The organism is Aerococcus mictus (assembly GCF_003286595.3).
GTDB lineage: Bacteria > Bacillota > Bacilli > Lactobacillales > Aerococcaceae > Aerococcus > Aerococcus mictus.
On record NZ_CP132985.1, the window covers coordinates 100,792 to 123,130 of the forward strand.

Here is a 22,339-nt window from a genome sequence, read left to right on the forward strand (position 1 = left end):
ATGCTATGCAATTCACTGACCGACAAAAAGAAATCATTGCCATTGTCAAAGACCAAGAACCCATTAGTGGGGAGGCCATTGCCAAGCAATTTGGCCTGTCTAAATCGACCCTAAGAAGTGACTTGGCCTTACTGACCATGACTGGGATCTTGGATGCCCGTCCTAAAGTGGGCTACTTTTATACCGGCCTGGGTTTTGATCCCTTATTAGATCAGAAACTGAGCGAGGTCAAGGTGGCAGAACTTATGGCCAGTCCAGTCAATATTTCAGCCAAGACCACGGTTTACGAGGCCATTACCACCATGTTTCTCTATGATAATGGGTCCTTGTATGTGACCGACGATGATCAACACCTCCAAGGCCTAGTTTCTAGAAAAGACTTATTGCGGTCCTTGGCGACTAAGGGTCAAAGTGAATCTCCTGCGGTGGCCTTGATCATGACCCGGATGCCCAACATTGTGGTCGTGGAAAAAGAGACCCTAGTCCTGGAAGCGGGTAAGCTCCTAGTAGACCATAAGGTGGATTCCCTACCGGTCGTCAATAACCGTGAGGAATACCAAGTTCTTGGTAAGATCACCAAAAGCCATTTAGTCGAATTTTTTGTTAATACCTTAGCGAGTGAGGGAGACTTATGACACAAGCCAAGCAAGTATTTTTTATCATATCGGACGCTGTTGGAGAAACAGCCCGGCAGGTCACTCGGGCGGCTTTAGCTCAATTCGCTCCCGACTTGAAGAGCGACTTGCGCCGCTATCCCTTTGTGAAGACCCAGGAGGAATTAGGCGAAATTCTTCGTGATGCCCAGGCAGAAAAAGCCATTGTGGCAGCGACCTTTGTCAATGACGACTTGGACCGCTTTGCCCGCCAATATGCCAAGGACCACCAGCTCACCTACATTAACTTCCTCCAGGAGCTGATCCAGGGGATTGGCCAAGCCACTGGTCTAAGCCCTAAGGAACAGGCTGGGGGCTTACGTAAGGTAGATGACGCTTACCTGGCCCGGATGTCGGCAGTGGAATTTGCCATTAAGTATGACGATGGGAACTATCCCAAGAAGGCCTTCGCCCAAGCGGATATTGTTATCCTGGGCGTGTCACGGTCATCAAAAACCCCGTTGTCGCTCTATTTGGCTAACCGGGGTTACCGGGTGGCTAACTATCCCTTGATTCCAGAGGTCCGCTATCCAGAAGAACTCTACCAGCTTGACCCTAATAAGGTCTTTGGCCTCATGGCGTCACCCCAATACATTATGAATATCCGAACCAACCGCTTGAAATATTTGGGACTCACATCAACCGCTAAGTATAGCCAGTTGGAACGGATAAAATATGAATTGGTGACCGCCAATGACTTGTACCGGGAATTAGGTGCCCATGTCATTGATATTGAGTACAAGTCCATTGAAGAAAGTGGCGCTGAAATTATTGAATACCTCAAGGAAGAGCAATGAAGGTTAAAACATATTAGTTTACGAAAAGGGACTGTGATCAAACACAGCCCTTTTTAGATTCTGTGATTTTTACTATTAAGAATAGTTGTTTAATAAAACTTATTTTGTAAATGGATTTGAGCAGTAGTGGCGCTTTGAAATGGGGCATTAGCCATGAACAAGCAAGCATCAGGGTGTGAGGGCTGGTGCTTAGCTTTCGTTCACTGGAGCAAGTCACCAAAGCAGTCTGCAAGACTGTAGAGGGGACTTGTGAAGTGACACGAAAGCTGCCAGACCGAACTCAACTCGATGTGAATTACGGCTTGTAGGCGATTAGCTATACAAGCCGTTTGAAGCTCGCTAGGCGAGGGAAGGAAAAGGGAGCAACGTTGCATGCGCAACCTTGAACTATATCTCTAGGTCGCTTTGCTCTAAGAGCTATAGCTGCCCGAACCGGTGCTGTTTTAGCCGTTGGAGCTTTAGCGACTTACGGATAAAGTACAAAACGGCGGTAGCCGTTATTGACCCTCAAAGTTTAAACGCCCCAATTTCAAAAAGCAGAACGAATGCTTATTAATGTCATTTAATAAAAAGCCCTTTTCTTGACGATTTTGATCTTCTTGGGAAATTAATGGGCTTAGGCTGGGGAAAATGATACAATTAAAGATAGATCAATAAGTCGTGGCTAAAAAAATCAACCACTCGACTTAAAAAGTGAAAGGGGAGGCCCGGTGGCGCGTAAAAGAAAGAAACGGCCTAAAGTAAGACTTAAAAAGCGCTTTTGGCCCAAGAAAAAAAGGCAGCGAGTGGCTGTGATGATCTTAGTGGCCCTCTCTTTACTTGGTTTGACCTACTGTGCCAATCACTACTTGCCTTATTTTAATTTTTCTGCCTACCAATGGAAGGATAAGGAAATGAGTGATCAAGAGGCGGCTTTTATCAACCAAATCGGTAATTATGCCACCCTCAATTACCCACAGTCCCAAGTCCTACCTAGTGTAGTCATTGCCCAAGCCATTCTGGAATCGGATTTTGGCAAGAGCCAGTTGGCCAGCCAGTATGGGAATCTCTTTGGGCGTAAGGCCGGTGCAGGGGAACCCAGTGTGGCCCTGTCGACTCAGGAATATGGTCCAGGGGGCTGGGTAACCATTACCGATCACTTTAAGGTCTATCCCGACTGGCAGAGTGCGGTGATTGACCATGGCAATTTAATGGTTAATGGCACCGATTGGAACCCCGACCTCTACTTAGGTGTCAGACAAGCGCGTCATTATCGTCAGGCGACCAAGGCTTTGGCTGAGGCGGGTTATGCGACAGATCCAGGCTATGCGGACAAATTGAACCACTTAATTGAAAGTTACGGTCTCATGCAATTTGATCCCTAAGCAAAAAAAGGAATATATTTAGCTAATAATTTTTGGTATCATTAAAAAGAAATTTAACGTTTGCGAGGGAGGAAGCAAGAATGGCTAAGTCTATGAGTTATAAGGAGAAAGCTTATCGCTATTTGAAAGAACAAATTGATAATAACGTGTTGTTAGCAGGAACTCATTTAAAAGAAAATGATTTAGCTAAACAATTGGATATGTCGCGCACCCCCATTCGCAAGGCCTTGGACCAACTGGCCAAGGAAAAATATGTCCGGATTGAGCCCTATAAGGGGGCCGTGGTTTGTAAGAATACCCTTAATTCCAAGGCGATTGTGGAACGGCTTCAATTTATTGAGCTCTTAGTGACGGCCCTCTTTAAGCAAATGGAAAACAAGGGCATCACGGTAAATACCAAGCAGTTAGACGAAATCGCCCACCATTTAAAGTGGGATAAGACCATTGACCAGATTAATGACTATTATGATGCCGAAGCCAAGCTCTTTCAGCTCTTGGTTTCTTATCATTCCAATGCTTACTTCCGCCGGGTAACCTTGGATACAGTCTTAAACCTGCATGAACTCTATATTAACGAAGCCAAGAAACGGGAAGAACGCTTCTTAGCGGAGTTAGAAGACATGCAGAATATCTACCCACCCTTCATCCAGGCCCTCAAAGACGGCGACTACCCACAGGCTAACAAGTATATCCGCATGTGGATTAATAAACTGATCCTGCAACAAATTAATTATTAAGACAGAGTGCGACAGTCACACCAAAGGACGAAATCGCTGGAGAAAACTGGGATAAGCTCAGTGAAGCTGAGCGTTACCAGTTTTTGAAGCGGACGTTCGCCCTGTGACTGGAGCACGTTTTGATTAGAGTGTTCATCTCGTCATAGCTTTTAATGCTCACTAAGACGATTTAGTAAACAAGTTAAACAAAATACAAGAGAGGTTGGACTCAAATCCAGCCTTTTTCCATTTTAATGCATCTAGCTTAAACGTGCTCCAATTGCCATAGCTGTTCGAAGCGAAGAGCGAGTTACAGATATAGTATGTGTAGCTCTATCGATCTTTGGCGCACCCGTCACACTCTATTCAAACCTGCTCGCTGACAAAAGTGAACTCCGCTTCAGAAATATTTGGCAATCCTTTTCAAGGATTACCTCATATTTCTTCCAGCGTTTCACTTTTTTGTCGTCAGCTCACACTATATATCTAAACTGTTTGATGGTGGGTTATAGAAGTGATAGACTATTAAAGAATATCAGAACGGAGGTTTGGTATGACCAATATTAATCAATTAATCGACGGTCTCAATCCACAACAAAAAGCAGCAGTTCAATATACAGAAGGTCCCCTCTTAATCATGGCCGGGGCGGGATCAGGAAAAACCCGGGTCCTCACCCACCGCATGGCCTACTTATTAGAAGAAAAATCGGTCCGGCCTTGGAATATCCTGGCCATTACCTTTACCAATAAGGCTGCCAATGAAATGAAAGAACGGGTGAAAAACCTAGTCGGCGAAGCCGCAGATACCATGTGGGTAAGTACCTTCCACTCCATGTGTGTGCGGATTTTACGCCGGGAAGCAGAAGCTATCGGTCTCTCTCGGTCTTTTACTATTGCTGATCCGGCCGAACAACAAAGTTTAATTAAACGGATCATGAAGGACCATAATCTCGATACCACGCAATTCAAGCCCAAGATGATCCTAGGCAAAATTTCTGACGCCAAGAATAATCTCTTAGGGCCCAAGGAATACCGCCAAGAATATACCGGTTTTATTGAGAATATTGTGGCTGACCTCTATGAAGACTACCAAGCTGGCCTCCAAGCCGCCCAGTCCTTGGACTTTGATGATTTGATTATGTTGACGGTCCGCTTATTTAAGGAACAACCAGAGATTCTTTCCTACTACCAACAAAAATTCCACTATATTCACGTGGATGAATACCAAGATACCAATGAAGCCCAATACCGCTTGGTCAAACTTTTAGCGGATTACTTCAAGAATATCTGTGTGGTGGGGGACGCTGACCAAAGTATCTACGGCTGGCGGGGAGCCAATATGGAGAACATCCTTAACTTTGAAAAAGACTACCCCCAAGCCAAGGTGATTCTCCTCGAACAAAACTACCGGTCCACCAAGACCATCCTCAAGGCGGCCAATGAAGTGATTCAAAATAATGTCCACCGCCAAGCCAAGAAACTCTGGACCGATAACCAGGACGGTGGCAAGATTAACTATTACCGGGCCCAAAACGAACAAGATGAGAGCCACTATGTCTTGGATAAGATCCGTCAAGCCACGACTGACAAGAACTACCAATACAAGGACATTGCCATTCTCTACCGGACCAATGCCCAGTCACGGACCATGGAAGAAGCTCTGGTCAAGGCTAATATCCCTTACCGGATTGTCGGCGGACTCAAGTTCTATGACCGTAAGGAAATTAAGGACGTCCTGGCTTACTTGCGTCTGTTAACTAATCCCCAAGATAATCTGTCTTTCACCCGGATTATTAATGTCCCGAAACGGGGGATAGGACCAGGGACCCTGGATAAGTTACGCTACTTTGCTAGTGAGCACGGCCTAACCCTCTTACAGGCCGCTCAAAAGGTAGACTATGCGCCCATTTCAGGAAAAGGGGCCAAGTCGCTCAAGAAATTTGCGGATATGATGACTAACCTGCAAAAACAAAGAGAATTCCTCACCATCACCGATCTTACTGAAGAGGTCTTAGATAAGTCGGGTTATTTAGCCGACCTCAAGGCCCAAAAGACCTTGGAAGCAACGGCCCGGATTGAAAATATTGAAGAATTCCTGTCTGTAACTAGAGCCTTTGACGAACGCTGGGAGAAGGAAGCCGACCAACGCCAAGCCCTAGCGGAGATTACCCAGACTGACCAAGCAGGCAACCCTGTTGAACCGGTGAACATCATGGAGGATTCTAGCCAAGCTGACCAAGCAGGGGAAGTGTCGCTCTTGAGCCCCGAAGAATTAGATGCCGGACTTGGTCAAGCAGCCTTGCTGGGTTTAGATCCGGGTGCGGATGCTAGTGATGATGCTCTCTTGGCCTTTATTACCGACCTCTCCCTAGTTTCTGACTTGGATGATAGTGAGTCCAATGAAGAAGAGGGACAAGTTAACCTCATGACCCTCCACGCCGCTAAGGGGCTGGAGTTTCCCATCGTCTTTATCATTGGTATGGAAGAGGGCATCTTCCCTCTTTCTCGGGCTAGTGAAGACGATGAGGAATTAGAAGAAGAGCGCCGCCTAGCCTATGTGGGCATTACTCGGGCTGAAAAGGAGCTCTATCTCACCAATAGTTACTCCCGCATGCTCTACGGCCAACATAAGAGCCATCCAGAATCGCGTTTTATCACGGAGATTGACGATGATCTCTTAGCCAAGGAAGACCATAGCCCGCTCTCAATGGGGAGCTTCTCTTCCAGCCGACCGGCCTACTATAATCAAAGAAGTCGGGTCTCCAAGTCTGCTGCCAAAGCCCAAGAAAAACGTTCTATCTTTGCTAAGGGACCCAGCCAGTCTCAAGGCAAGAGTAGTGAAGAAGTAGAATGGCAGGTGGGTGATAAGGCCCGCCATAAGGTTTGGGGCGTGGGTACTGTGGTCAAGGTGACCGGCAGTGACAATGACCAAGAATTAGATATCGCCTTTAAGGGGCAGGGGATTAAGCGCTTGTTAGCGGCCTTTGCACCCATTAGTAAAGAAGATTAGGAGGTTTTGCTGTGACAAAAGAAGAGCAAGCTCAGGAAAATAGCCAAGCGGTCCAGGAAAGAATGACAGAACTGGTTGACCAGTTAAACCACTATGCCCATGAGTACTATGTCTTAGACCAACCCAGTGTCAGTGATGACCTCTATGACAAGACCTACCGCCAACTCGAAGAACTGGAAGCCAGCCATCCCGACTTAATTCAAAGCGACTCCCCCACGCAAAGGGTTGGGGATGTCTTAAATGAAAAGTTTGACAAGGTCCACTTTGACCATCCCATGCTGTCCTTGGGCGATGTCTTTAGCCAGGAAGAATTGATGGCCTGGGTAGATGGGGTCCAAAAGGAATTTGGAACAGATACTGAATTTGTCTGTGAGATGAAAATTGACGGCTTGTCTGTTTCTCTCCTCTACCAAGACGGCCGTTTGGTCAGGGGAGCGACCCGGGGCGACGGTAGTACAGGAGAAAATATTACCAATAACATTAAAACCATCGCCTCCATTCCCCTCCGCTTACAAGAACCCCTAAATGTGGAAGTTCGGGGAGAAATTTATATGCCCAAGGCTTCCTTTGCCAAGTTGAATGAAGAACGGGAGGCTGCCGGGCTGGCGACTTTTGCTAATCCGCGTAACTCAGCCGCGGGTTCAGTCCGCCAATTAGACCCCAAAGTGACCGCCAAGAGAAACTTGAACGTCTTTCTCTATACCGGTGTCCTACCCGCCGAGGCTGGGGTCAATAGCCAAGCGGAACTGTTGACCAGCTATCCTCAATGGGGCCTTCGAGTGAACCCAGAATTTAAGTTGACCCACAGTAAGGAAGAAATTTGGGACTATGTCGAACACGTCAGTCAGGTCCGCCATGACCTGGCCTATGATATTGACGGGATTGTGATCAAGGTCAATGATTTCGACCAACAGGAAGAATTAGGCTATACCGTTAAGGCGCCACGCTGGGCCATTGCCTATAAGTTCCCCGCTGAACAAGCCAATACCACCATCCGTGATATTGAATGGACCGTGGGGCGGACTGGGGTAGTGACCCCTACCGCCGTCATGGATCCTGTCCTAGTGGCTGGGTCGACCGTGCAACGGGCTTCCCTCCATAATATGGACTTGATCCAAGCCAAGGATATCCGCCTTAATGACACCGTGATGATTCATAAGGCTGGGGACATTATCCCTGAAGTAGTTAGCGTGGTGACAGAAGACCGGGACGCTAATAGTGAGCCCTATCCAGAACCTGAGACCTGTCCAATTTGTCACAGTGACCTCGTCCACTTAGAAGATGAAGTGGCCCTCCGTTGCGTCAATCCCGCCTGTCCGGCCCAGGCCAAGGAGAAACTTTTCCACTTTGTTTCCCGTAATGCCATGGATATTACCGGGGTGGGGCCAGCGGTCATTACCCAATTGTACGAGAAGGGCTATGTTAAAGACCCTAGTGATCTCTACCAATTAGATGAAGATACCTTGCTGACCTTAGATAAGGTTAAGGAAAAATCGGCCCAAAACATCCTCCAAGCTATCGACCAAAGCCGGGAAAATTCCTTGGAACGGCTCCTCTTTGGATTAGGTATTCGCCATGTGGGCGTCAAGGCAGCTCGTGACATTGCCATGACTTTTGGCTCCATGGAAGCTATCCAAGCCGCTGAACGGGAGGCGATTTCAGCCATTGATGGGATTGGTGAAATCATTGCCGATAGTGTGGAGGAATACTTTGCCAACGATGAAGTGACTGCCTTAGTCAACTGCCTGAGTGAGCGGGGGGTTAATATGACCTACCTCGGCGCTAGCCCGCAAACTTTGGCCAATGTGGATTCCTTCTGGCAAGGCAAAACCGTGGTCTTAACCGGTAAACTGACTCACTATAGCCGACAAGAAGCCAAGGCCCTCATTGAAGGTCAGGGCGGAAAAGTCACCGGATCAGTTTCCAAGAATACCGATGTGGTCGTGGCCGGTGAAGATGCCGGCAGTAAATTGACCAAGGCCCAAGACCTAGATATTTTAATTTTTGATGAAGAAGAGATGTTGAGTCACCTAGAAGATGCTTAGTCACTTGATTTCGTGTTAGAATAGTATGGACTCTACAGATATCGTGATAAAGGAGAGCATACCGTGAAAAAACGCATCCAACATATGATCGTGATTGGCTTAGCGTCACTGAGCCTTTTAGTAGCTTGTGGGAGGGACGCCCAACCCAAATCAACCGCTGGGCAAACCCAAACCACGGAAGAATCAAGTAGTGAAGAGGAAGAAAGTGGTAAGAAGAATACCCTTACCGAGGCTTACTATCCTGCCGCTATCAAAGATGGCAGCTATCCCTTGAGTAACAGCCGGGGGACCCTGTCTAGTCGAACCAGCCAGGCCAACCTGGAAAATATGGAACGGGGCCTCTATGAATTAATGAAGAATGCCTATCCGACCGATGAGTATTCCTTGGCGGAAGGCCAGGTCCTATCCAAAGACAAGATCACTTCCTGGCTCAAGCCCAAGTCAAATGACAATCCTGAAGGGCTTAACCCCGAAGCCAGCGCCGCGAGCGACCGCGATCAATTCCAACCCCGTTACCTGAATTCCATCTTGGAATATAATTTAATGCAAGAAAATGGGGATGACTATGACCTGAAAGTCATCAGTCTCGGCCTGGCCATGAATGCCGAAGACCGCTTCCAAAACAAAGATAGTGAAGAAACCATAGAAATTAGCCGGGACCAAGCCCTCCAAGAAGGCAAGGCCATGGCCCAAACTATCGTGGAGCGTATCCGCCAAGAAGGCAAATACGGCCAAACACCGATTCAAATCGCCCTTTTCTATAATGATAAGCAGAACAGTCTCGGGGGCGGGGCTTATATGGCAGAAGCTATTGCTGAACCCGGAGCGGGCCTAGGTAAGTGGAAGGAATACAACCGCCAATACGTGGTCTACGGGGTCGACCAAGCCCCACGCGAGGAAGATAATACCTCATTCAGCCGTTTCCGTGGTGAAATCGAGTCCTTCTTCCCAGAATTGAGCGGGATTGTGGGTGTTGGCCAATACGATAACGGCAAGCTCAATGGGATTGACTTCCATATCAACACCCCATTTGACGGTTATACCGAAAACATCGCCCTGGTCCAACACGTCATCGCTAGTCTGGATGCCATCTATCCCAAAGACGTGCAAATGCAGGTAACCGTCGAAGGCCCAAGCCGAATGACCGCCAACATCACCCGCTTGTCTGGCCAAGGTAAGTTTCAATATACAGTGTATTAATAGAGTGCGACAGTCACAATAAAGGACGAAACCGCTGGAGAAAACTGGGATAAGCTCAGTGATAAGGATGTGAGGACGCCGTTAAAGACTTGAATCACTGGAAGAAAATACCATAAGCACAGCAAGACTGTGCGTTGGAATTTTCTGAAGTGACTTCAAGGCTGGCGTACGAGCTCAGCTAAGCTGAGCGTTACCAGTTTTTGAAGCGGACGTTCGTCCTGTGACTGGAGCAGGTTTGAATAGAGTGCGACAGTCACACTCCACCCTTAATTTGTGAGATTTTTTTACAAGAATAAGTAAGTCAGTAAAAATGCCCTAAGAACTTATGTTAAAATAGAACAGTAAATATTTTGAAAAAGAAAAAAGGAGGCCATTATGTCTATCAGCGAACAAGACTTTAAACACGTGGCACAACTTGCAAAACTATCCTTTTCTGACGAAGAGGTAGGTCCCATGAACGACCGCTTTACTGAAATCCTCGACATGGTTGAACAACTCTCTGAAGTGGATACCGAAGGGGTTGAAGTCATGACCCACGGCATTAACTTAAAAAATATTATGCGTGATGACCAAGCTGAAGCAGGTACCGATCGCGACTTAATGTTAAAAAATGCGCCAACCAAACGGGATGGCTTTATCGTCGTACCAGCCAGTTTTGATGAAAGTGAGGATTAATCCATATGAGTCGATTTGATGAAAGCATTAAAGGCTTAAACCAACAATTGGTCGATGGAGAAATCACTGCCGTTGAATTGGTACAGTCTACCATTGACCGTATTAAGGAACTTGATGAAACTTACAAGGCCTTTCTTTGCTTAGACGAAGAAGGCGCTCTTGCAGCTGCAAAAGCCAGTGATGAAAAAGGTTATTCCACCGACCGTCCCCTACAAGGGATTCCGATCGGGATTAAGGATAACATCATTACCGAAGGGATTGAAACGACCGCTTCTTCCCATATCTTGGAAGGCTTCGTCCCCGTTTACCAATCTGCTGTGGTGGAAGCCTTAGAAGCCGCTGGAGCCATTACTATTGGTAAGCTAAACTTGGACGAATTTGCTATGGGGTCTTCTACGGAAACTTCATACTTTGGACCAAGTAAAAACCCTTGGGACACCAGCCGGGTACCAGGTGGTTCTTCCGGTGGTTCTGCAGCCGCTGTGGCCAGTGGTGAAGTCGTTGCTTCCCTAGGTTCTGATACCGGTGGTTCTATCCGCCAACCAGCCGCCTATAACGGGATTGTAGGGATGAAACCTACTTATGGTCGGGTATCACGCTGGGGTTTAATTGCCTTCGGGTCTTCCTTAGACCAAATTGGGCCAATGACTAGAACCGTTGAAGATAACGCCTTAGTGCTTAATGCTATTGCCGGCCATGACCACCGTGACTCCACCACAGCCGACATTGAAGTGCCTGACTTCACCGCCCAATTAGGCGACAGTATCGAAGGTTTACGGATCGCTGTTCCTGAAGAATTCTTCACCAACGGGATCGAAGCTGACGTCCAAGACCGCGTAGAAAAAGCCATTGACCAACTTGAATCCATGGGAGCCATCGTGGAAAAAGTTCACTTCCCACTCTTAAAATACGGGATTCCAGTTTACTACATTGTGGCTTCTTCAGAAGCTTCTTCCAACTTGCAACGTTTTGACGGCGTTCGCTACGGCTACCGCGCTGACGATATCCAAGACTTGGAAGACCTCTATGTCCGCAGCCGTTCAGAAGGCTTCGGTGACGAAGTGAAAATGCGGATTATGTTAGGGACCTTCTCCCTATCATCAGGTTACTATGATGCTTACTTCAAGAAAGCCGGTAAGGTCCGTACCATGATCCGTCAAGAATTTGAAGAACTCTTTGAAAAATATGATGTTGTTGCTGGTCCAGTAACCACTTCAACCGCCTTCAAATTCGGCGAAAAATCCGACGACCCAATCGAAATGTACTTAGCTGACCTCTTAACTGTTCCTGTGAACTTGGCCGGCCTACCAAGTATTTCGGTGCCTTGTGGCTTTGACAGCGATAACTTACCAATTGGTCTACAATTAATTGGTAACTACTTCGATGAAGCGACCTTGTACAAGACCGCTTATGCCTACGAACAAGCTACCGACCACCATACCAAACATCCAGAGTAGAAGGGAGATTATTACATGAATTATGAATCAGTTATTGGCTTAGAGATCCACGTGGAATTAAAAACTCAATCCAAAGTTTTCTCCCCAACACCCACCAGTTTTGGTGCCGATCCTAATACCCAAACCAACGTTATTGACTGGGGTTACCCAGGTGTCCTACCAGTAACCAACCACCACGCCGTTGAATTTGGCTTACGGGCTGCTTTGGCTTTGAACTGTGAAGTGAACCCGGTCCAAAGCTTTGACCGGAAGAATTACTTCTATCCTGACAACCCTAAGGCCTACCAAATTACCCAATTAGACCGCCCTTTAGGGGAACACGGCTATGTGGATATTGAACTCGAAAACGGGGAAACCAAACGTATCCGCATTGAACGGATCCACTTGGAAGAAGACGCTGGGAAGAGTATCCACGATGAAGGCGATACCTTAGTGGACTTAAACCGCCAAGGGACTCCGCTCGTGGAAATCGTTTCTGAAGCTGACATGCGTTCACCAGAAGAAGCCTACGCTTACCTGGAAAAAATCCGCGAAACCATGATGTTTATCGATGTTTCTGACGTGAAGATGGAAGAAGGGTCCATGCGTTGTGACGCCAACATCTCCTTGCGCCCTTATGGCCAAGAAGAATTCGGAACCAAAACCGAAATTAAGAACCTTAACTCCTTCTCCAACGTCCGTCGTGGTTTAGCTTATGAAGAAAAACGCCAAGCCCAAGTCTTAAACCGTGGTGACCGGGTCGTTCAGTCCACCCTCCGTTGGGACAAGGATAACCAAAAAACCGTCCTCATGCGGGTGAAAGAAGGGGAAGCTGACTACCGTTATTTCCCAGAACCTGACCTTCCTGAATTTACCGTCAGTGAAGAATGGTTGGACGAAATTAGAAAATCTATCCCAGAAATGCCGGCTGAACGTCGGAAACGTTATGTAGAAGAATACGACTTACCAGACTATGACGCTATGGTCTTAACCCAAACCCTAGTCATGTCCGACTTCTTCGATGAAGCGGTTAAACTGGGTGGCGATCCTAAGCAAGTCTCCAACTGGTTGATGGGTGAAGTGTCCGCCTACATGAATGACAATGAAAAGACCTTAGATGAAATTGGTCTTACCCCAGAAAACTTGACCGAAATGATCGACTTGATTGCCAACGGAACCATTTCTTCAAAAATTGGTAAGAAAGTCTTCAAGCACCTAGCCGAAAATGGCGGCTCTGCCAAGGAATATGTGGAAAAAGAAGGTCTGGTGCAAATTTCTGACCCAGAAACCTTGCTACCAATGATTAACGAAGTCATTGACAACAACCCACAATCCCTCGAAGACTACCGGGCTGGTAAGAAGAAAGCCATGGGTTACTTAGTTGGCCAATTAATGAAACAAACCAAGGGTCAAGCTAACCCACAAGTCTTGAATAAACTCTTAAAACAAGAATTAGATAAACGTTAATGTACTTTATCGGTAGATAACAACAATGTCACATCCGCTTGGGTGTGGCATTTTTTGTTGGATTCTTTGCCTTTGTTCCTGAAAAAGATGTAATAAAAGACTGACTAGAACAAATATTGTTTATTTACTGTCAACTTAAGCTAAAAAATTGTTTTCTTAGTATTATTTGGGGTATTATTAGGGCTAATTATACAGTGGAACCACTGTAGCTTTAATATAAATAAAAAAAGAATTTAATTATGCTTTTAAGATGTTAATATATAGTTTAACTAAATTAACTTATATCATTAGTGTAATATTGTATAAGTTAAAGTCTTCGATTGCATGGAGGAGAACAATGGAGAAGAATTATAGATATGCAATAAGAAAAACCACCTTGGGGGTGGGAAGTGTCGCCATTGCTGCCTTCTTAGCTGGTCAAGGCCAAGAAGTGCAAGCTGCAGAACAGCCTAGTCAGCCAAGTTCGGCCCTGGCAGTTGATGCAGTGAATCCAGCTGACCAAGCTGGCTTCTACGCCGCAGAAGGGGCAGCAGTCAACACTGACCAACCCGCTTCCGGTGATGCCGCTAGCACGTCCGGCCTACCTGCGGATACTGTCAATATGCCGATTGTGCCAGCGAGTGTGACGAATCCAGACAATGTAAACTATTCGGAAGATGAGAAAAATGTTGGTACCTACCGGCAGTCAGAAATGGCTAATAATGGGATTACTCATACTGCTACGGAACAATCTGGTAAGACTGAAGGGGTAAGCCATGTCGTTACCAATCCTTCAGCAAGTTCAGATGATAAGAGAACTTATGGGATTGATATCTCATTTGACCGGAATGATTCTGAGAGGACTTATAATCATGTTTCTTTCACTGATTCTAAACTGAATGCACCAGTTAGAACTAATAGAACTGTAGAATTTGAAAATGTGGGGTCTTCTACAGCTTTAAATGGTAAAAATGTCGATTATAAACCAACTGAAGGTGCTAGGATTGACGCTAATGGACCTCAGAGAAATATTAACTCTACTTTGAGTCAAGAAGACCTAAAACATATTAATAATGTAAATAATAAAGAAACTACTATTTCCTTTAGGGATAAATATAATATAAATAATTTAGATACAGATAAACAATTATTAAATAGTGGTAATTTTGGCTTCACTTTTGGTGTCAACCCCTATCCAAATGAAAATGCTAATTTATCTCTGATTAAGGTAGCTGGAGATACCAATGTTAACCGTGTAGCTGTTAAAGAAGGTTATATTAAGACAGGGGCCCATATTAAAAATCTCGATCCTGCTGACTATGACCGGGTAGTGGGCCAAGTCTACCATCCAGATGGTTCTGTAGTAAAAGAAGCTAACGCCTTCATTATTACCCCTAAGAATATTGATGAATTCAAAACTAAATTAGGGGATGATATTAAACTTGGCCAAATTATCTTTGCCATGCCTAAGGGTGCCTTGGAAGATCCAAATTCTATCTTCAACACCGAAAAATTTAAAGGCATCCAAAGCCTTAAGGCCCAATTCTTTGCTCGACCACGAACCGCTGCGGAATTCCAAGAAGCTGCTGACACCAAGAACATGTATGAAACCGGTGTTCCGACAATGGAAGAATATAAGACAGCCGTTGCAGAGGGCTGGGACACTTCCCCTTTCAAATACGTCGAAACCGGTGCCGGCACTCAGACTCTTAACCACAACGGGAAGGAAGTTATAGCCGATAAGCAAGGTATCGCCCGCTACGATAACTATAATTTGTTAGGTGAAATTACAGTTAACCTGGACGACACTCGATACTATGACCAATCTTTCATTGATAATGACAAACAGGATACCGAAGATCACACCTCCTCTTCTATCTTTCCAGGTAAAGCATTTAAGGTTGAAATGTACGAGCCTACAGGTGATAAAGCTAAACCAAATCAAAAATCTGGTAAAGAGATGAATGCGGCTAGAAATAGAGGAGAAGCTACGGGCGTTATCAATAAAGACTTCATTAATATTGAAAACCAAAAAATAGCTGATCGCTTAGGGAAAAAAGTAGAGGATTTAAGAGAAGATGAGAAGTGGACTATCACACATGATATAAGTGATCTCTCTACCTTCTCTATTAAAGCACCTAAGAACGCTAAAGCTGGTGAATTTATAGCTGTCTCTGTAGATTACACCTACACCAACGGCTCAAAGGATACCCACTGGTTCCACTTTGTAGTTCAAGACTCTAACAACAATCGTCCAGAATATCCTGCTGAGGTAGGTTTCCAAGGGGATACTTTAACGAATAAACCTATTATTAAACCTGACCCAGAACCTGACCCAGAAAAGAAAAAACGGTTACCGAAATCCTATGAGCTCATTCCTCAAGAGGGTGGCTACAAGGATGATAAAGGCAATATCTGGGAAAATGTAACAATTGATAAAGATACAGGTGTGGTCACAGCCACTGTTCCTGAAAATGCGACGATTATTGGGGGAGAAAATATCTTCATCCCTGTTAAGGTCAATTACCAAGATAAAAAATCTGAGCAATGGTCGAGTGAAGAAGTGGCCGCCCAATTCATCGCCCGTCCGAAATACAAGACAACCGTTACCGACACCGATGACAAGCTGATCCCTTATGAAACTAAGGAAGTCATCGATGAAACTCTGCCTGCAGGAACCATCCAAGTGGTGACCCCAGGTAAACCTGGTAAGGAACGGACCATCTTCGAACAAGATGTGATCAATGGCCAAAAAGGTCTGGTTGACCCTGCCACTGGCCAATTTACAGCTGGCGACCAACTTTTCCGCAAACGGACCGAAACCATTGAAGAGAAACAAGACCGTTTAGTGAAGGTTGGGGTTAAACCGGTTGAAGAAACTGTGGCGATCCCTCGACCTGTTGAAGTTGAAGTGGATCCAAATATGGAACCGACTGCTGAACCGGTCGTTGTGGAGGAAGGCCAAGACGGCGTAGTTACCGTGAAAACGACCAGAGACCCTCAAACTGGTGCGGTCACTATCACGAAGGCTACGACGAAACCAGCTCAGCCTAAGAAAGTCAAAGTCGGTACCAAGACTACCGGAAAGGTTGTCGATACCGATGAAATTCCATTCAAGTATACGGTGGAATTCGATCCGGACTTCTACAAGAACTATCCTGATGCGACCGAAAACTACAAGGTCGTGACCCCAGGACAAGCCGGTTCCAATAAGAAGACCTGGACCATTGAGAACTCCAAGGTTGTGGGCGAGCCGGTCGTTGAAACGGTAGCCCCAGTCAATGCGGTGATCAAGGTGGGCCAAAAAGACTACACCGGCAGCTTTGAAACCGTCGACAAGGATCCAATTCCTTATGAAACTGAATATATTGTTGATAATACCCTTGAACCTGGTAAGGAAATAGTGGAAAACCCAGGTGCTCTCGGTGAGAAGACCACCACAACTATCCATACCATCCAAAATGGTCAGGTGACGGCTTCCACCCCAGGTCAAAGCCTTCAAACTAAAGTCCCAGTCAAACGGGTGGTCCGCATTGGCGCCAAGTCCAATGGCAGCCACCAAGTGACTGAACCAATTCCATTCCAAGTGGAAGTCAAGAAGGACCCAAGTTTGAAGAAGGGCGAATACAAGCTTGAAACCCCAGGTAAGTCAGGCAGTCAGACCAAGACCCTGACCATCGAAAACTCCCAAGTGACCGCTACTTCTGAACCAACTATCAATGAACAAGCTAGAAATGCGGTCGTTTTAGTGGGTGACCAAGACTTTACCGGCGAAGTTAGCCACGATGTGACCGAAAAAGTCCCATTCCCAGTCAAGGTCATTGAAGATCCGACCCTAGACAAGGGCACCTACCATGTGGACCAAGAAGGGATTCCAGGGTCTAAGACCACGACTTATAGCCAAGCCATCAAGAATGGGACAGCGGATGGCGCCCTGACTTCAACTGTCAAAGCGGAAAGCGCGCCTCAAGAACACATTATTCGTGTTGGCACCAAGCCTTTAACTGGCTCTACCACTGTGATGACCACCAACCAAAAACCATTCGATGTGGAAATCGAATACGACAATACGAAGCCTGCTGGAAGCGTTGAAGTCGTGCCAAACACAGGGGTGCCAGGTGAAGAAAGCAAGACCACTCCAGTAACTGCTCAAGATGGGACGGTGACCCCAGGAACCACCACCACGACCGAAACCAAGGCACCTGTCAATAAGAAGATTATTGTCGGGACTCAAGGCTATAACGGCGAATTCAGCCATGAATACACCAATGTCCTGCCTTTTGAAACCGAAGTTGAAGTGGACCCAAGTCTGGCTCCAAATGCAGTGGTTGAAGTTCAAAAAGGCCAGCTAGGCGAAACGACCACCAAGGTGACCCAAAGTATTAGCAATGGTGTTCCTGGTGAAAAAGTGGTTTCTGATCCGGTTCAGACCAAGGCGCCAGTCAACCGCAAGATCAAGGTGGGCGCTAAGACAGAAGGTGTCCATACTTACACTGAAAAACTGCCATTTAGCTACACGGTAGAATACGACCCAGCTATCGAAGCCGGCAAGTATGAAATCGTGACCCCAGGTGCAGTGGGCTCACGGACCACCGAATGGCCAATTACTAACTCTGTGGTCGGCCAAGGCAAGGTGACTCAAGAAACCCCTGCGACCAATGCTTTAATCAAGATCGGCAACAAGGACTTTACCGGCCAAGTAACCCATACCGAAACGGTACCGGTACCGAATACGGTGGAAATCCGCTACAACCCCAACGTCAAAGCTGGCGAGACCAAGGTCCTGAAGCAGGCAAGCCAGGTTCTGTTGATGTCACCTACAGTCAAGCTATCAAGAATGGCCAAGCTGATGGTGAACTCAAGAAGACCGAAGCCAACCGCGTGGAACCAGTAAACCGCGTGATCGAAGTCGGCACCCAGCCAGTTTCTGGCACGGAAACCCCAATCCAACAAGACGTTCCGGTTGAAGTGGAATACCTTTACGACAACACCAAGGACAAGGGCTTTGTTGAAGCCGGTCAGGTCACTCCTGGCAAGACCCAAAGCAAGGTCGTTTCCAAGGTGGTTGACGGCCAAGTAGTCAACACCGTTGAAAATATCGTGACCCCAGCCAAGCAACAAATCATCGTCGGGACCAAGGATTACACCGGGAACTTTGAATACAAGGATACAGATGTGATTCCAAACAATACCCAGGTCACCATCAACCCTAACTTGGCGCCAAATGAAGTCAAGGTGGTTGAAGCGGGGAATACTGGTCTCAAGGAACGGACCGTTCGCCAATCCTTCACCAATGGAAAACTCGGCGAACAAGTCCTTGGTGACTACACCACGGTCAGAGAACCCAAAGACCGCGTGATTGAAATCGGGACGAAGACCGATGGCACCTATACCCACAAGGAAGCTCTCCCATTCGAAGTTGAAGTGAGAAAGGCGCCTGACCTTAAGAAGGGACAAACCAGAGTCCTTCAAGAAGGTCAACCCGGTGAACAAACCACCACGGTAACCATCGAAAACTCCCAAGTCGTCGGCACACCAAGCGTGACGACCACCAAGGCACCGGTCAAACATATTGTTGAAGTTGGTGACCAAGACTTTACTGGAGAAGTTTCCCATAATGTCACTGAAACACTACCATTCAAGGTAGAAATCCAAGAAGATCCAACTCTTCCACTCTTTGAAATTCAAGAAGTTCAAAAGGGTGAAAACGGATCTAAGACCACTAAGTACAGTCAAGCTATTAAGAATGGGGCAGCTGATGGTGAGTTGAAGGCGGAAGAAATTGCCCGCACTGAACCTAAGACCCATATCATCAAGGTCGGCACCAAGGCTCCGGAAAACGCTGAAACGAGAGTCAAGGAAGTTCCTGCTGAGATTGAATACGTCTACGACAAGACCAAGGACAAAGGAACGGTTGAAAAGGGTGCTTACAGCCCAGGCAAGGTTGAAAGTAAGATCGTCAATAAGTTCAACCCTCAAACTGGCAAGATCGAAACCACAACTGAAGAAGTGGTCACCCCAGCCAAACAAGTGATTGTGGTCGGAACCAAGGACTACACCGGTGAATTCAAGCATACCGAACAGAGCTTGGCACCATTCAAGACCGAATATATCCTTGACCCGAGCCTGAAAGCTGGCCAAGAAGTGGTTGAACAAGACGGGAAACTCGGTTTAATCGAACGTGAGGTCAGTCAGAAATACGTCAATGGCACACTGGCAGATAAGGTCTTCGGTGAGACTCGAGAAGTGATCGCTCCTGAAAATCGGATCGTACGCATCGGTGCCAAGACGAATGGTAGCCATACCTCCACAGAAGAAATTCCATTTGATGTCAAGGTTGAAGTCGATCCTCCTTTAGCTAAGGGTGAGTACCGAGTGATAACGCCAGGTCAACCAGGTAGCAAGGAAACGACCGTCTCCATTGAAAATTCTCAAATTGTTGGCGAGCCCGTCTCTAAAGTAACCAAGGCACCTGTGACTCAAGTGATCAAGGTCGGTAACCAAGACTTTACCGGTCAAGTGAGCCATACGGAACGCTTCGAGGTGCCTTTCAAGGTAGAAGTGCGTGAGAATCCAAATCTCAAGGTTGGCGAAACTAAGCTGATTCAACAAGGTCAGCCAGGTTCCTATGACGTGACCTATACGCAAGCCGTTAAGAATGGTCAATCCGATGGTGACTTAGCTAAAACCATCACCAACCCGGTTGAGCCGAAAGCGCATATCGTTGAAGTCGGCACCCAGCCGGTTGCAGGCACAGAAACGGCCATCAACAAGGAAATTCCAGTTGAAGTTGAATATGTCTTCGATGATAGCCTCGAAAAAGGTCAAGTTGAAACCGGTCAATTGACTCCAGGGAAGACAGAAACTAAGGTTGTTTCTAAAGTTGTGGACGGCCAGGTGGTTAATACAGAAGAAACCCTTGTGACCCCAGCTAAACAAATCGTCCGTGTTGGGTCCAAGGACTTTACCGGCGACTACAAGTTCTCCAACACTTGTCCAGTCCCATTCCCAGTTGAAATCAAAGAAAATCCTGATTTACCAGCGGGAACATCGAAGACTGTGCAAGAAGGCGTCCCAGGCTCCAAGACCACGGACTATACCCAAGCCATCAAGAATGGCCAAGCGGAAGGGGCACCTGTCAGCCAAGACGGCGCCTACACTGCACCGAAAGCTCATATCATTGAAGTAGGTACCAAACCGGTGGCAGGTAACACCCATGAAAGCAATAAGGATGTCCCTGTCGAAACCATCTTTGAATACGATCCAAGTCTCGACAAGGGCAAGGTGGAAACCGTCCAAGTCGTGCCGGGTCATGTGACCACTAAACTGGTCAACAAGGTGGTTAACGGTCAAGTGGTGACTGAAGAAGTGCCCGTGGTGACGCCTGCCAAGCATATCGTTAAGGTGGGTACCAAGGACTTTACCGGAAGTTTCACCACCGTGGATAAGAACCCGGTACCATTTGAAGTGGAATACAAACTAGATCCAAGTCTTGCCCCAGGCACTGAAGTTGTTGACCAAGAGGGCCTTGTCGGGGAAGAAGAAACCCCAATCACCCATACCATTGTCAATGGTCAAGTGACGGAATCGACTCCAGGTGAGACCACTCAAACTAAGGCGCCAGTGAAGAAAATTGTCCGCATTGGAGCGAAGACTGATGGAAGCTACACCCATACGGAAGAAATTCCATTCAAGGTGGTCGTAGAAGTTGATCCAAGCCTCAATAAGGGTGAATACAAGCTAGAAACCCCTGGTCAAGTCGGTCAAAAGACCACCACCGTAACCATTGAAAACTCTCAAGTTGTGGGGACACCGAGTGCTGTGGTCACCAAGGAACCAGTGACCGAAGTCATTAAGGTAGGCGGCAAGGACTTTACCGGTCAAGTCAGCCATACCGAACACTTCGAAACGGCCTTTAAGGTGATTGTTCGTCGCAATGAGGCCTTGAAACCAGGTCAAGTGAAGACCGTCCAAGAAGGGGTCAGAGGCTCTTATGACGTTACCTTTACCCAAAAAATTAAGAACGGCCAAGCTGACGGCCCACTCCAAGCAGACCGTCATAATGAAGTCGCAGCGGTAGATCATATCATTGAAGTGGGACCGGATTGCCCAATCTGCCCAGTTCCTGGTCAACCCGATCAACCTGGACAAGACAAACCAAATACCGACAAGCCAAATGAGGACAAACCTGGCGATAACACCACACCAGGTGGGCATATTCCAGATACAGGAAAACCTGAAAAGCCTGGTAATAACACTCCAGAGGAAGGCAATCCTGAAACACCGCAACCAGGAGAGCCTAGTCCAGGACGGGATACACCGGAAAATCCTCGCCCAAGTGATGATCAACCAGGCCATGACAAGCCAGGTAGTCAGACATCAGAAGATCCTCAACCAGGGGACAAGAAACCCGGTCAAGACACTTCTGAACCTGACACACCAGGTGGGTCCAGCTCAAATAACCTAGTTCCAAGTAAGGATCCATCCGATCACACCACACCCGGAAATCCGATACCAGGTTCTGGTATTGAGGGGGATGCAGTCTCAACAGATAAAACTTCAGAAGGAGACGCTTCAACCGGTAAACTGGTCAGTGAGGATCCAACGCTTGACCCAGCCTCATCCGCAAGCCTCAGTCCGGCGAGTCACAAGGCTAGCTCAACAGCAAGTGCCCAACCTGTTCAAGTGGCTTCAGTTCTCCCACAAACGGGTGCGGTTGCTTCAGTGACAGGAGTCGGTTTATCCCTACTTCTGGCTGGATTGGGCTGTCTCAGACTCGACCGTAAGAAGAAAGATTAAGTTTGTTAAAAAACTTAGAAAGTAAAATAAAAGCGCCCTGAAGCTAGGCTCAGTCCTAACTTTTGGAATAGGTTTTTAGAGAGTGTGACAAAAGTCAAAAGAGCCCTGAACCACTGGAACAAACTATGGAAGATAGGCGGGAGCCTATCGCACATAGTTCGTGAAGTGGACGTCAGGGCTGACTTTTGGAATAGGTTT

Annotated in this window: 12 protein-coding genes; all 12 read left to right on the forward strand. The window is 46.8% G+C overall.

Going from position 1 to position 22,339, the window contains the following annotated elements:
- The first annotated feature begins 5 nt into the window (after positions 1-5).
- On the forward strand, positions 6-635 hold the full coding sequence (locus DBT49_RS00455) for a helix-turn-helix transcriptional regulator (protein WP_070559662.1): 630 nt from the start codon (positions 6-8) through the stop codon (positions 633-635).
- The gene (locus DBT49_RS00460) at positions 632-1,450 is read left to right on the forward strand and encodes a pyruvate, water dikinase regulatory protein (RefSeq protein WP_070559661.1); all 819 of its coding nucleotides are present in this window, start codon (positions 632-634) and stop codon (positions 1,448-1,450) included. The genes DBT49_RS00455 and DBT49_RS00460 overlap by 4 nt, the downstream gene beginning before the upstream one ends.
- A gap of 710 nt (positions 1,451-2,160) precedes the next feature.
- The gene (locus DBT49_RS00465; RefSeq protein WP_083300490.1) at positions 2,161-2,814 is read left to right on the forward strand and encodes a glycoside hydrolase family 73 protein; all 654 of its coding nucleotides are present in this window, start codon (positions 2,161-2,163) and stop codon (positions 2,812-2,814) included.
- Positions 2,815-2,894: 80 nt separating this feature from the next.
- Complete coding sequence (locus DBT49_RS00470) at positions 2,895-3,551, forward strand: GntR family transcriptional regulator (protein WP_060777536.1); 657 nt, start codon at positions 2,895-2,897, stop codon at positions 3,549-3,551.
- Between the two features lie 532 nt (positions 3,552-4,083).
- Complete coding sequence (locus tag DBT49_RS00475) at positions 4,084-6,540, forward strand: UvrD-helicase domain-containing protein (RefSeq protein WP_070559660.1); 2,457 nt, start codon at positions 4,084-4,086, stop codon at positions 6,538-6,540.
- Between the two features lie 62 nt (positions 6,541-6,602).
- Positions 6,603-8,585, forward strand: a complete 1,983-nt coding sequence (gene ligA / locus DBT49_RS00480; RefSeq protein WP_070559697.1) for an NAD-dependent DNA ligase LigA — start codon at positions 6,603-6,605, stop codon at positions 8,583-8,585.
- A gap of 63 nt (positions 8,586-8,648) precedes the next feature.
- Positions 8,649-9,785, forward strand: a complete 1,137-nt coding sequence (locus DBT49_RS00485) for a CamS family sex pheromone protein (protein WP_111846157.1) — start codon at positions 8,649-8,651, stop codon at positions 9,783-9,785.
- A gap of 375 nt (positions 9,786-10,160) precedes the next feature.
- On the forward strand, positions 10,161-10,460 hold the full coding sequence (gene gatC / locus DBT49_RS00490) for an Asp-tRNA(Asn)/Glu-tRNA(Gln) amidotransferase subunit GatC (RefSeq protein ID WP_070559658.1): 300 nt from the start codon (positions 10,161-10,163) through the stop codon (positions 10,458-10,460).
- A gap of 5 nt (positions 10,461-10,465) precedes the next feature.
- Positions 10,466-11,917: an Asp-tRNA(Asn)/Glu-tRNA(Gln) amidotransferase subunit GatA gene (gene gatA, locus DBT49_RS00495; RefSeq protein ID WP_070559657.1), complete on the forward strand. Its 1,452-nt coding sequence runs from the start codon at positions 10,466-10,468 to the stop codon at positions 11,915-11,917.
- 15 nt (positions 11,918-11,932) lie between these two features.
- On the forward strand, positions 11,933-13,363 hold the full coding sequence (gene gatB, locus DBT49_RS00500; protein ID WP_060777541.1) for an Asp-tRNA(Asn)/Glu-tRNA(Gln) amidotransferase subunit GatB: 1,431 nt from the start codon (positions 11,933-11,935) through the stop codon (positions 13,361-13,363).
- 337 nt (positions 13,364-13,700) lie between these two features.
- Positions 13,701-18,236, forward strand: a complete 4,536-nt coding sequence (locus tag DBT49_RS00505; RefSeq protein WP_181646019.1) for a G5 domain-containing protein — start codon at positions 13,701-13,703, stop codon at positions 18,234-18,236.
- Positions 18,224-22,141: a G5 domain-containing protein gene (locus DBT49_RS00510; RefSeq protein ID WP_111872443.1), complete on the forward strand. Its 3,918-nt coding sequence runs from the start codon at positions 18,224-18,226 to the stop codon at positions 22,139-22,141. Before DBT49_RS00505 ends, DBT49_RS00510 begins: the two co-directional genes overlap by 13 nt.
- The last annotated feature ends 198 nt before the right edge of the window (positions 22,142-22,339 follow it).

Excerpts from the sequence above, each read along its gene's own strand:
- DBT49_RS00455 (WP_070559662.1), top strand. The coding sequence starts at position 6 with ATGCAATTCACTGACCGACAAAAAGAAATCATTGCCATTGTCAAAGAC.
- DBT49_RS00460 (WP_070559661.1), top strand. The coding sequence starts at position 632 with ATGACACAAGCCAAGCAAGTATTTTTTATCATATCGGACGCTGTTGGA.
- DBT49_RS00470 (WP_060777536.1), top strand. The coding sequence starts at position 2,895 with ATGGCTAAGTCTATGAGTTATAAGGAGAAAGCTTATCGCTATTTGAAA.
- DBT49_RS00475 (WP_070559660.1), top strand. The coding sequence starts at position 4,084 with ATGACCAATATTAATCAATTAATCGACGGTCTCAATCCACAACAAAAA.
- ligA (WP_070559697.1), top strand. The coding sequence starts at position 6,603 with ATGACAGAACTGGTTGACCAGTTAAACCACTATGCCCATGAGTACTAT.
- gatC (WP_070559658.1), top strand. The coding sequence starts at position 10,161 with ATGTCTATCAGCGAACAAGACTTTAAACACGTGGCACAACTTGCAAAA.
- gatA (WP_070559657.1), top strand. The coding sequence starts at position 10,466 with ATGAGTCGATTTGATGAAAGCATTAAAGGCTTAAACCAACAATTGGTC.
- gatB (WP_060777541.1), top strand. The coding sequence starts at position 11,933 with ATGAATTATGAATCAGTTATTGGCTTAGAGATCCACGTGGAATTAAAA.
- DBT49_RS00505 (WP_181646019.1), top strand. The coding sequence starts at position 13,701 with ATGGAGAAGAATTATAGATATGCAATAAGAAAAACCACCTTGGGGGTG.